This is a genomic window from Enterobacter cloacae complex sp. BZL2005, assembly GCF_049238885.1.
Taxonomy (GTDB): Bacteria; Pseudomonadota; Gammaproteobacteria; order Enterobacterales; family Enterobacteriaceae; genus Enterobacter; species Enterobacter roggenkampii.
The window spans coordinates 38,239-50,222 of the sequence record NZ_JBMKGI010000008.1 but is presented as its reverse complement, the minus strand read 5'-3'; the positions used below and the strand labels follow the sequence as shown (position 1 = coordinate 50,222).

Here is an 11,984-nt window from a genome sequence, read left to right as displayed (position 1 = left end):
GTATAGGACGACTCATTGTGCCGTGGAGCCCGTATGACCCTGAAAATTGACGTTATCAAAGACAAAATTCTCTCTGAAAACTACTTTGTCCTGCGTAACATTACCTATGATCTTACACGTAACAACGGTGAAGTGATCCGCCACAAGCGCGAGGTCTATGACCGTGGTAACGGAGCAACCATCCTGCTCTATAACCGTGAAAAGCAGAGCGTGGTGCTGATCCGTCAGTTCAGGGTGGCAACATGGGTCAATGGCAATCCTGACGGACGTCTGATTGAAACCTGCGCGGGCCTGCTCGATGACGATGAGCCGGAAGTCTGCATCCGCAAAGAGGCCGTCGAAGAGACCGGCTTTGAAGTGGGCGAGGTCAAAAAGGTCTTCGAGCTGTACATGTCCCCGGGCGGCGTGACGGAAATTGTCCATTTCTTCATTGCTGAATACAGCGACGCACAGCGCACGCACCGGGGCGGTGGCGTAGAGGATGAAGATATCGACGTGCTGGAGCTTCCTTTTGCCCGAGCGCTGGAGATGGTGCGTTCAGGCGAAATCAGGGATGGTAAAGCGGTGATATTGCTGCAGTATTTACAGACAACCGGGCTGATGAACACCCCTTTCGAACGGATATAGCCTGTTTTTCAGGTATATCTGATAAATCCGATTGAGCAACCCCGGCGGGAACACGAAGATACTGCCCTGTTATGCGTTTTCGTTCCGGGATTGTGTCATTCATGCGCCACAGCGTCTTTTTATTTTCCCTGTTTTGTGTGCTCCTCGCGCCGCAGGTGCGGGCTGCACCCGCGCAGCAAGCCTTCTCTGACTGGCAGGTGACCTGCAATAACCAGAACTTTTGCCTTGCCCGCAACACGGGCGAACACCGCGGTCTGGTCATGACGCTCACCCGGAGCGCCGGGGCAAAAACGGATGCCACGCTGCGTATCGATCTCGGCGGTCTTGATACGCCTTCCGTGAAAGAGCCGGATATTGCCCCGCGGCTGCTGCTGGATAATGTTCCCCTGAAGCTCGACAAACAGCGCTGGCAGCTCACCCCCTGGCATCTGAAAACGGACGATGCGGCCACCATCACCGCCTTTCTGAAAAACATCCAGGAAGGAAAAGCCCTGACTCTGCGAGGCGGTAAGCAGGTGATTTCACTGGCCGGTCTGAAAGCCGCGCTGCTGTTCATTGATGCCCAGCAAAAGCGCGTTGGCAGCGAAACCGCGTGGATCAAGAAAGGTGACGATCCGCCGTTAAGCGTGCCGCCCGCACCTGCCCTGAAAAAGGTGGCGATCGTTAATCCTACCCCAACACCGCTTTCCCATGCCGAACTGAACGATCTGCTGGATTATGGTACCGGCAGGATGAACAGCAGCCAGTGCTCGCTGGATCCTAACCGTCGCGAAGTGCGCGTCACCGCGTTAACCGATGACAAAGCGCTGCTGATCGTCAGCTGCGAGGCGGGGGCCTATAACACGGTCGATCTGGCGTGGCTGGTGTCACGTAAAAAACCGTTCTCTGCCCGCAGCGTGAGGCTGCGTCTGCCGTTTACGCCGTCAAGCGACAGCAGCGAAATCGAGTTGATGAACGCCAGCTTTGATGAAAAGACGCGCGAGCTGACCACGCTCTCGCTGTGGCGCGGTATGGGGGATTGTGGGATCCAGACGCGCTGGCGGTTTGACGGCCAGCGTTTCCGCCTGGTGCGCTATGCCGAAGAGCCGAGCTGCGATAACTGGAACGGGCCTGACGCCTGGCCCACGCTGTGGATCACGCGGTAGCTTTTTGCCGGGTGGCGCTGTCGCTTACCCGGCCTACGGTTTGGTGGTTTTGTAGGCCGGGTAAGGCGTAGCCGCCACCCGGCAACGCAGACCGCACTAAATCACGCTCAGCGCCTTCTCTACCACGTTCTCAACGGTAAAGCCGAAGTACGGGAACAGCTTGTCGGCAGGGGCGGACTCGCCGTAGCCCCGCATCCCAACAATCGCCCCTTTGAGCCCAACATACTTGTACCAGTAGTCGGCAATACCGGCCTCCACCGCCACGCGCGCCGCGACGTTAGAGGGCAGCACCGATTCCCGGTACGCCTCGTCCTGGGCGTCAAAGATATCCGTTGAGGGCAGGGACACCACGCGCACCGCGTGCCCTTCGGCGGTCAGTTTTTCCGCCGCTTTCACCGTGATTTCCACCTCGGAACCGGTCGCAATCAGGATCACGTCCGGCTTGCCGCCGCTGTCTTTCAGGATGTAGCCGCCGCGGGCAATGTTTTTCACCTGCTCCGGCGTGCGCTCAATCTGCGTCAGGTTCTGGCGTGACAGGATCAGCGCCGTCGGGCCGTTATGGCGTTCTACCGCCAGCTTCCAGCCCACTGCCGCTTCGACCTGATCGCAGGGGCGCCAGGTGCTGAAGTTGGGCGTTAAACGCAGGCTCGCCAGCTGTTCAACCGCCTGGTGGGTGGGGCCGTCTTCTCCCAGACCGATGGAGTCGTGGGTATAGACCATAATCTGCCGCGCCTTCATCAGCGCTGCCATGCGCGCCGCGTTACGGGCGTACTCGACGAACATCAGGAAGGTGGCGGTGTAGGGCACGAAGCCGCCGTGGTGGGCGATGCCGTTGGCGATCGCGGTCATCCCGAACTCGCGCACGCCGTAGTGGATATAGTTCCCGGCAATATCCTCTTTCAGCGATTTCGAGCCCGACCAGATGGTCAGGTTACTCGGTGCCAGGTCCGCCGAGCCGCCCAGCAGCTCAGGAAGGAGAGGGCCAATCGCATTCAGGGTGTTTTGCGACGCCTTACGGGTGGCGATTTTTGCCGGGTTGGACTGCAGGTTTTCAATCAGCGCCTGGGTTTTATCGTCCCAGTCCTCCGGCAGACCGCCGCTCATGCGCCGGGAAAACTCGGCGGCCAGTTCCGGGTACGCTTTTTTGTAGGCGGCAAATTTCTCGTTCCAGGCCTGCTGGGCTTTCTCACCGTCTTCACGGGCATCCCACGCCCGGTAGATCTCTTTCGGGATTTCAAACGGCGGGTATTTCCAGCCCAGCTTCTGCCGGGTCAGCGCCACTTCTTCGTCACCCAGCGCCGCGCCGTGCGCCTCTTCTTTGCCCGCCTTGTTCGGCGAGCCGAAGCCGATAACCGTGCGGCAGATAATCAGGGACGGTTTGTCCTTCACGCTCTGCGCTTCCTGAATCGCTTTTTTCACCGCCTCAGGATCGTGGCCGTCGATCTCGTGCACCACGTGCCAGTGATAGGCCTCGAAGCGTTTTGCCGTGTCGTCGGTGAACCAGCCCTCGGTTTCCCCGTCGATGGAGATGCCGTTGTGATCGTAGAAGCCAATCAGCTTGCCGAGCCCCAGGGTGCCCGCCAGGGAGCAGACCTCATGGGAAATCCCCTCCATCAGGCAGCCGTCACCCATAAAAACGTAGGTGTAGTGATCGACAATCTCGTGGTCCGGCTGGTTGAACTGTGCCGCCAGCGTACGCTCGGCAATCGCCAGCCCGACCGCATTTGCCAGCCCCTGACCGAGCGGCCCGGTGGTGGTTTCCACGCCCGGCGTATAGCCAATCTCCGGGTGCCCCGGGGTTTTGGAGTGCAGCTGGCGGAAGTTTTTCAGCTCCTCAAGCGGCAGATCGTAACCGGACAGGTGCAGCAGGCTGTAAAGCAGCATCGAGGCGTGGCCGTTGGAGAGAATAAAGCGGTCACGATCGTACCAGGTGGGATCGTTAGGGTTGTGCTTCAGGAAGTCGTTCCACAGCACTTCGGCAATATCGGCCATGCCCATCGGTGCGCCGGGATGGCCAGAATTGGCTTTCTGCACGGCATCCATGCTGAGGGCGCGGATGGCATTGGCGAGCTCTTTACGGGACATAGTTCACTCCGTGGCAAGGTTAAAGTTTGGCAGCGAGAAGATCTTCAAGTTTGCGCTGGTCGACGGCGAACAGGCGGATACCTTCCGCCAGTTTTTCCACGGCCATGGCGTCCTGATTGTGCTCCCAGCGGAATTCGGCTTCGGTCATGGCTTTCGGTTTTGGCAGAACGGTAGAGGTGGGGATCAGCTTGCGGATGACCGTCTCTTCTTTGTCCTGTAGCTCCTGGAGCAGGTTAGGGGAGATGGTCAGGCGGTCGCAGCCCGCCAGGGCGAGGATCTGCTCGGTACGGCGGAAGCTGGCCCCCATCACGATGGTTTCGTAGCGATGCTGTTTGTAGTAGTCGTAGATATTGCGCACCGATTTCACGCCCGGGTCCTCATCCACCACGTACGGATCCATCGGCTGTTTCGCCTGGTACCAGTCGTAGATGCGGCCAACAAACGGTGACACCAGGAACACGCCCGCTTCGGCACAGGCGCGCGCCTGGGCAAAGGAGAACAGCAGCGTCAGGTTGCAGTGAATTCCCTCTTTTTCCAGCACCTCTGCCGCGCGGATGCCTTCCCACGTTGACGCCAGCTTGATCAGAATGCGTGATTTATCGATCCCTTGCTCCTGGTAGAGTTCCACCAGGCGGCGAGCCTTGTTGATGCTCTTTTCTTTATCGAACGAAAGGCGGGCGTCAACTTCGGTCGAGACGCGCCCCGGAATGCTTTTAAGAATTTCCGCACCAAAATTAACTGCCAGCTTGTCGCTGGCTTCGGCGACCTGCTGCTCCTGCGTTTTCCCGCGCTGTTTTCCGTAGGCAATGGCGTCATCAATCAGATGACTAAAATGGGTAAGCCCGGCTGCCTTGAGCAGTAGCGAAGGATTGGTGGTCGCATCCTCCGGCTGATAGTGGCGAATCGACTCGATATCGCCGCTGTCTGCCACCACCGTGGTGAATTGTTTGATGCCGTCTAGCTGGTTCATAAATGATTACTCCTTGGAAATAAAAGCGTTAGCTGAGTGCGTTAGTTCACACTTCTGAGAAAATCATGATGGACTTAACAAAAAAGCATAGCAGACGGGGGAGGCATTGCTTTTGAGACGGGTAACATGGCTGTTATAAATTGATAACAATTTTTAATGTGTGATGGTGAGAGTTTGGCAGCCTTCAAAGTTTAGGAGGCGGCCTGAGGCGATACTAGGCGGCACACCAGGGTGTGCAACCGGATCGTTTTCGTCACCCTTTTGACCGATACGTGAAAGGAAAAATAAGATGGATGAGCAGTTGAAACAGAGTGCCCTCGATTTTCACGAGTTCCCTGTCCCGGGCAAAATTCAGGTCTCCCCAACCAAGCCGCTGGCGACACAGCGCGATCTGGCGCTGGCCTACTCGCCGGGCGTGGCGGCCCCGTGTCTGGAGATCGAAAAAGATCCGCTAGCGGCCTATAAATACACCGCGCGCGGCAACCTTGTTGCCGTGATCTCTAACGGCACGGCGGTACTGGGGCTCGGTAACATCGGCGCGCTGGCCGGTAAGCCGGTGATGGAAGGCAAGGGGGTGCTGTTCAAGAAATTCGCCGGTATCGACGTGTTTGATATCGAGGTGGACGAGCTCGATCCTGACAAATTCATCAACGTGGTGGCCGCGCTGGAGCCGACCTTCGGCGGGATCAACCTGGAAGACATCAAAGCGCCGGAATGTTTCTATATCGAGCAGAAGCTGCGCGAGCGTATGAACATTCCCGTGTTCCATGACGACCAGCACGGAACGGCCATTATCAGCACCGCCGCCATTCTCAACGGCCTGCGCGTGGTAGAGAAAAATCTCTCCGACGTGCGCATGGTGGTCTCCGGCGCTGGCGCCGCGGCCATCGCCTGTATGAACCTGCTGGTGGCGCTGGGTATGCAGAAACACAACATTGTGGTCTGCGACTCCAAGGGCGTGATTTACAAAGATCGCGAGCCGAACATGGCGGAAACCAAAGCGGCGTATGCGGTAGAAGACGACGGCAAGCGCACGCTTGAGGACGTGATTGACGGCGCGGATATCTTCCTCGGCTGCTCGGGTCCGAAAGTGCTGACCCAGGAGATGGTGAAGAAGATGGCGCGCGCGCCAATGATCCTGGCCCTGGCGAACCCTGAGCCGGAAATTCTGCCGCCGCTGGCGAAAGCGGTGCGTGAAGACGCCATTATCTGCACCGGGCGTTCCGACTACCCGAACCAGGTGAACAACGTGCTCTGCTTCCCGTTCATCTTCCGCGGCGCGCTGGACGTCGGCGCGACGGCGATCAACGAAGAGATGAAGCTGGCCGCGGTGCACGCCATTGCGGAGCTGGCCCACGCCGAGCAGAGTGAAGTGGTTGCCTCAGCCTATGGCGATCAGGATCTGAGCTTTGGCCCGGACTACATCATTCCAAAACCGTTCGACCCGCGTCTGATTGTCAAAATTGCCCCTGCGGTGGCAAAAGCGGCGATGGATTCCGGCGTGGCGACGCGTCCGATTGAAGACTTCGACGCTTACGTCGATAAGCTCACCGAGTTTGTCTATAAAACCAACCTGTTCATGAAGCCGATCTTCTCTCAGGCGCGCGCCGACGCGAAGCGCGTGGTGCTGGCGGAAGGGGAAGAGGCGCGCGTGCTGCACGCCACCCAGGAGCTGATCACCTTAGGCCTGGCGAAACCGATCCTGATTGGTCGTCCGAGCGTGATTGAAATGCGTATCCAGAAGCTGGGCCTGCAGATTAAGCCGGGCGTCGACTTCGAGATCGTCAACAACGAATCCGATCCGCGCTTTAAAGAGTACTGGAGCGAATACTACGCGATCATGAAGCGCCGGGGGATCACTCAGGAACAGGCGCAGAAAGCCGTCATCAGCAACACGACGGTGATCGGCGCGATCATGGTCCATCGCGGCGAGGCGGATGCGCTGATCTGCGGCACCATCGGCGACTACCACGAGCACTTTAGCGTGGTGCAGGAGATCTTCGGCTATCGCGACGGCGTCCATACCGCCGGGGCGATGAATGCCCTGCTGCTGCCGAGCGGGAACACCTTTATCGCTGACACCTATGTTAACGACGATCCGAGCCCGGACGAGCTGGCGGAGATCACCGTGATGGCCGCCGAGACCGTGCGCCGCTTCGGTATCGAGCCGAAGGTGGCGCTGCTGTCGCACTCTAACTTCGGTTCGTCCAAATCAGCGGCGGCCTGCAAAATGCGTGAGACGCTGGCGCTGGTGCGCGAGCGCGCGCCGGAGCTGATGATTGACGGGGAAATGCACGGTGATGCCGCGCTGGTGGAGAGCATCCGTAACGAACGTATGCCGGACAGCCCGCTGAAGGGATCGGCAAACATCCTGATTATGCCGAATGTGGAAGCGGCGCGTATCAGCTATAACCTGCTGCGCGTCTCCAGCTCTGAAGGGGTGACCGTAGGACCGGTGCTGATGGGCGTGGCGAAACCGGTGCATGTGTTAACGCCGATTGCCTCCGTGCGCCGTATCGTGAATATGGTGGCGCTGGCGGTGGTTGAGGCGCAGACGCAGCCGCTGTAAGCATTGTGAGTCGGGTGGCGCGTTCGCTTACCCGACCTACAGGTTGAGCAGGCCGGATAAGCGCAGCGCCATCCGGCAGTTAAACCCAGTCGCGTACTTTAAGGAACTCACTCAAGGCAGCCTCCGGGCTGCCTTCTTTTGGCTCGTAGCAGTACTCCCAGCGCACCAGCGGCGGCATCGACATCAGAATCGACTCCGTGCGCCCGCCGGTCTGCAGGCCAAACAGCGTCCCGCGATCCCATACCAGGTTGAACTCCACGTAGCGCCCGCGACGGTAGAGCTGGAACTCGCGCTCGCGCACGCCATAGCTGGTGTCTTTACGGCGTTCGACGATGGGCAGGTACGCGTCGGTATAGCCTTCGCCCACCGCGCGCATAAAGCTGAATGCGGTATCAAAATCAGGCGTGTTGAGATCGTCAAAGAACAGCCCGCCGATGCCGCGCTGCTCGTCGCGGTGCTTCAGGTAAAAGTAGTCATCGCACCACTTTTTAAATTTCGGGTAAATGTCTTCGCCAAACGGCAGGCAAAGATCCCGCGCGGTGGTGTGCCAGTGCATGGCATCCTCTTCGAAGCCGTAGTAGGGCGTCATGTCGAAACCGCCGCCAAACCACCAGACCGGATCGGCCCCCGCTTTTTCCGCAATGAAAAAGCGCACGTTGGCGTGGCTGGTTGGCACAAACGGATTGTGCGGATGCACCACCAGCGAAACGCCCATCGCTTCGAAGCTGCGGCCCGCAAGTTCAGGACGGTGTGCCGTCGCAGACGCGGGCATCGCGTCGCCATGAACGTGGGAAAAATTCACGCCCGCCTGTTCGAAGATGCCGCCGTTACGCAGCACGCGGCTACGCCCGCCGCCGCCGGCTTCGCGCTGCCAGTTGTCTTCCTGAAATTCTCCGCCGTCAGCGGCGGCCAGTTTCTGGCAAATCTCATCCTGTAACTGCAGCAGGAAGGTTTTGACCAGTTGAGCATTGGGTTTCATCAGCGTTTCCTGGAGTGCGCTTTTTGGTTATCAAACCAGTTGAAGTAACTGATAATGCCGGAGGCGATGGCGTTGGCGATCTTCTGACGAAACGCCGTGGTGCCGAGGAGTCGCTCCTCTTCCGGGTTGGTAATGAACGAGGTTTCCACCAGCACGGACGGGATAGACGGTGATTTCAACACCACAAACGCCGCCTGTTCGGTGCTCCTGCTGTGCAGGCGATGCACTGGCTTAATCTTCTTCAGGATGTGCGAGCCGAGCGTCAGGCTGTTTTTGATCGTATCCGTCTGCACGAGGTCGAACAGTACCTGCTGTAGCAGGTGGTCTTTGTCGGTGGCTTTTTTCCCGGCGACTTCATCCGCCCGGTTTTCGCGGTCGGAGAGGTATTTTGCCATGGCGCTACTGGCGCCGCGGTTGGACAGCGCAAACACCGAGGCACCGGCGGCAGACGGGTTGGTAAAGCCGTCCGCGTGAATCGACATAAACAGATCCGCCCCGTGCTGGTGGGCGATCTCTACGCGATCGTACAGCGGAATAAAGGTGTCGCCAGAGCGCGTCAGACGCGCGTCAATGCCGTTGCTGCGTAAAATCGCCCGCACATTTTTTGCAATCGCCAGCACGACGTGTTTTTCTTTCGACCCGTTTTTGCCGATGGCGCCGGTATCAATACCGCCGTGGCCCGGGTCGAGCATCACCAGGCGCTTTGCGCCCGGCTTTTTGGTTTTCGGTTTGCTGTGTCCGTTACTGGTTTTAAGCGTGCTCTCGTCTTTTGCCTGAGCCTGCTTTGCGATGCCCGTTAACGTTAAGGCCGCCAGCCCCGCTTTGAGAACCTGACGACGCGATGTGAGTGCTTTTAATGGTTTGAATGTGCTCATGCGGCCTGAATACTAAAAAAAGGGGTCCTGGTGTTATATCGTATCGCGTTTAGCGTTACGACAGTCCTTATTGAGAATTGTTTTACTTTTCATTTCAATACGTGACAAAGTGACATTATGCCAAATTTTGGCGAGATTTTCCCCGGTTATTGGCTAAAGGCGTGGTTCGCGCCATAATCACTGTTTTTAAACCCGAAAAGGCGGTTAATACCATGGAGATACGCGTTTTTCGCCAGGAAGATTTCGAAGAGGTGATCACCCTTTGGGAGCGCTGCGATCTGCTGCGTCCGTGGAACGATCCGGAAATGGATATCGAACGTAAGGTGAATCACGACGTCAGTCTGTTTCTGGTTGCGGAAGTCAATGGCGAGGTTGTGGGGACGGTGATGGGCGGTTATGACGGCCATCGCGGCTCGGCCTATTATCTGGGCGTTCATCCGGAATACCGTGGTCGCGGTATTGCCAATGCGCTGCTCAACCGGCTCGAGAAGAAGCTGATCGCCCGCGGCTGTCCGAAAATCCAGATCATGGTGCGGGAAGATAACGACGTGGTGCTGGGCATGTATGAACGCCTGGGCTACGTACACGCTGACGTGCTGAATTTAGGAAAGCGTCTCATCGAAGATGAAGAGTACTGAGATCCATCCGGCAGATTATGACGCGCAGGGTCGCGTCAGGCTGCCCTTTTTATTCTGGTGCGTTCTGCTGCTTCAGGCCCGCACCTGGGTGCTGTTTGTGATGGCCGCCGCGTCGCGCGGGCAGGGCGACACGCTGCTAAATCTCTTTTATCCCGATCACGATGCCTTCTGGCTCGGCTTGCTGCCGGGCGTAACGGCGGTGGTGGCTTTCTTGTGCAGTGGTCGGCGGCACGTAATCCCGCGCTTGTGGCGCGCGCTTCGCGGGCTGCTGATCCTTGCCCAAATTGCGCTGCTCTTCTGGCAGCCGGTACTCTGGTGGTACGGTGAACCGCTGACGGGCATCGGCGTTGCGCTGGTGGTTGCCGATATCGTGGCGCTGCTGTGGCTGCTGACCAACCCACGTCTTCGCGCCTGTTTTGTGCCTCTGGATGATTAATCCGGCACTTTTTGCCGATGTCGCACTCCAACAAGCGTTGATTTAACACGTAAGGACGTTTCAATGAAATCGCTGCGTTTAGTTTTATGCGCTCTTCCGCTGGCATTGACCGGCTGTTCGACGCTCTCCTCCATTAACTGGTCCGCTGCGTATCCGTGGAACTGGTTTGGCTCATCAACGGAAGTGACCGAGCAGGGCGTGGGGAAAATTACCGCCGCGACGGCGCTGGATCAGAATGCTATTCAGGATGCGCTCAGCAGTGACTACCGCCTGCGCAGCGGCATGAAAACAGAGAATGGCAATATAGTGCGCTATTACGAGGCGCTGAAGGGCGACAAGCTGGCGCTGGTGATCAACGGTGACAAAGGCACGGTAAACCGGATCGCGGTGATGGATGAAGATATTCCGACCGCCAGCGGCGTGAAGGTCGGGACGCCGTTTAGCGATCTTTATAAGCAGGCCTTTGGCAACTGCACCAGCGTGCCATCCGACGATGAAGTGGCGGTGGAGTGTAAGGCGGAAGGCAGCCAGCACATCAGCTATGTTTTTACCGGCACCTGGAGCGGCCCGGAAGGGTTGATGCCGTCTGACGACACCCTGAAGAGCTGGAAGGTGAGCAAAATACTCTGGAAGCAGTAATTTGCGTATGAACAAACCGCCTCGCTGAAATCCGGGTATAATAGCCGCCATCAATGCCACGCTGACGTGGCATCTTTATTTCAGGAGGAGCGATGTCTCAGGTTCAGAGTGGCATTTTGCCAGAACATTGCCGCGCGGCGATTTGGATTGAAGCCAATGTCAAAGGGGACGTGAATGCCCTGCGTGTGGCCAGCAAAGCGTTTATTGATAAACTGGCGACCTTCCAGGCCAAATTCCCGGAAGCCCACCTCGGCGCCGTTGTTGCGTTTGGCAATAACGTCTGGCGTCAGCTGAGCGGCGGTGAAGGGGCAGAAGAGCTGAAGGACTTCATTCCTTACGGCAAAGGCTTGGCTCCGGCGACCCAGTACGACGTGCTGATCCACATCCTTTCTCTGCGTCACGACGTGAACTTCTCGGTTGCGCAGGCGGCGGTGGCGGCCTTCGGCGACAGCATCGAGGTGCAGGAAGAAGTTCACGGTTTCCGCTGGGTAGAAGAGCGCGATCTGAGCGGCTTTGTCGACGGAACCGAAAACCCGGCGGGTGAAGAGACGCGTCGTGAAGTCGCGGTAATCAAAGACGGCGTGGACGCGGGCGGCAGCTACGTGTTCGTGCAGCGCTGGGAGCATAACCTCAAGCAGCTTAACCGCATGAGCGTGCATGACCAGGAGATGATGATTGGCCGCACCAAAGAAGCTAACGAAGAGATCGACGGCGATGACCGTCCGGTCACCTCGCACCTGAGCCGCGTTGACCTCAAAGAAGACGGCAAAGGGCTGAAGATTGTCCGCCAGAGTCTGCCGTACGGTACCGCAAGCGGTACGCACGGCCTCTACTTCTGCGCCTACTGCGCGCGCCTGCATAACATTGAACAGCAGCTGCTGAGCATGTTCGGCGATACCGACGGCAAGCGCGACGCCATGCTGCGCTTCACCAAACCGGTGACCGGCGGCTACTACTTCGCGCCGTCCGTCGAGCGTCTGCTGGCGCTATAAAACCGCTTTCCATACGTAGGCCGGGTAAG

11 protein-coding genes are annotated in these 11,984 nt (G+C 58.1%); 7 read left to right on the top strand and 4 right to left on the bottom strand.

The genetic code is table 11. The features are described 5' to 3' along the window. Nucleotides 1-33: 33 nt before the first annotated feature. Together nudK and ACOTXI_RS14975 are read left to right on the top strand one after the other, a co-directional pair. Entirely contained in the window at nucleotides 34-627 is a 594-nt protein-coding gene (gene nudK / locus ACOTXI_RS14980; protein ID WP_025912781.1) for a GDP-mannose pyrophosphatase NudK, read from the top strand. Nucleotides 628-728: 101 nt separating this feature from the next. Further along, entirely contained in the window at nucleotides 729-1,772 is a 1,044-nt protein-coding gene (locus ACOTXI_RS14975; protein WP_058653511.1) for a DUF1176 domain-containing protein, read from the top strand. Between the two features lie 96 nt (nucleotides 1,773-1,868). Here ACOTXI_RS14975 and tkt read toward each other — a convergent pair whose 3' ends face one another. Next, nucleotides 1,869-3,857, bottom strand: a complete 1,989-nt coding sequence (gene tkt, locus ACOTXI_RS14970) for a transketolase (RefSeq protein WP_008501619.1) — start codon at nucleotides 3,855-3,857, stop codon at nucleotides 1,869-1,871. A 19-nt stretch (nucleotides 3,858-3,876) separates the two neighbouring features. Then, on the bottom strand, nucleotides 3,877-4,827 hold the full coding sequence (tal, locus tag ACOTXI_RS14965; RefSeq protein ID WP_008501618.1) for a transaldolase: 951 nt from the start codon (nucleotides 4,825-4,827) through the stop codon (nucleotides 3,877-3,879). Between the two features lie 289 nt (nucleotides 4,828-5,116). On the opposite strand from tal, the gene maeB reads away from it, so the two are divergent. After that, entirely contained in the window at nucleotides 5,117-7,396 is a 2,280-nt protein-coding gene (gene maeB, locus ACOTXI_RS14960; protein WP_008501617.1) for an NADP-dependent oxaloacetate-decarboxylating malate dehydrogenase, read from the top strand. Between the two features lie 79 nt (nucleotides 7,397-7,475). On the opposite strand, the gene hemF is transcribed toward maeB, so the two are convergent. Together hemF and amiA are read right to left on the bottom strand one after the other, a co-directional pair. Beyond that, nucleotides 7,476-8,375, bottom strand: coding sequence for an oxygen-dependent coproporphyrinogen oxidase (hemF, locus tag ACOTXI_RS14955; RefSeq protein ID WP_058653491.1), 900 nt, complete (start codon nucleotides 8,373-8,375; stop codon nucleotides 7,476-7,478). Then, nucleotides 8,375-9,250, bottom strand: a complete 876-nt coding sequence (amiA, locus tag ACOTXI_RS14950) for an N-acetylmuramoyl-L-alanine amidase AmiA (RefSeq protein WP_008501615.1) — start codon at nucleotides 9,248-9,250, stop codon at nucleotides 8,375-8,377. The genes hemF and amiA overlap by 1 nt, the downstream gene beginning before the upstream one ends. A 212-nt stretch (nucleotides 9,251-9,462) precedes the next feature. Between amiA and ACOTXI_RS14945 the strand changes: the two genes are divergently transcribed. The 4 genes from ACOTXI_RS14945 (at nucleotide 9,463) to ACOTXI_RS14930 (ending at nucleotide 11,955) form a co-directional block, all read left to right on the top strand. Further along, a complete protein-coding gene (locus ACOTXI_RS14945; RefSeq protein WP_008501614.1) occupies nucleotides 9,463-9,888 on the top strand; it encodes a GNAT family acetyltransferase in 426 nt (141 codons plus the stop codon). Further along, nucleotides 9,875-10,324, top strand: a complete 450-nt coding sequence (locus ACOTXI_RS14940; RefSeq protein WP_058653493.1) for a DUF2919 domain-containing protein — start codon at nucleotides 9,875-9,877, stop codon at nucleotides 10,322-10,324. Before ACOTXI_RS14945 ends, ACOTXI_RS14940 begins: the two co-directional genes overlap by 14 nt. 63 nt (nucleotides 10,325-10,387) lie before the next feature. Then, complete coding sequence (locus ACOTXI_RS14935; RefSeq protein WP_045335290.1) at nucleotides 10,388-10,963, top strand: RpoE-regulated lipoprotein; 576 nt, start codon at nucleotides 10,388-10,390, stop codon at nucleotides 10,961-10,963. A gap of 92 nt (nucleotides 10,964-11,055) precedes the next feature. Then, on the top strand, nucleotides 11,056-11,955 hold the full coding sequence (locus ACOTXI_RS14930; RefSeq protein WP_058653495.1) for a Dyp-type peroxidase: 900 nt from the start codon (nucleotides 11,056-11,058) through the stop codon (nucleotides 11,953-11,955). The last annotated feature ends 29 nt before the right edge of the window (nucleotides 11,956-11,984 follow it).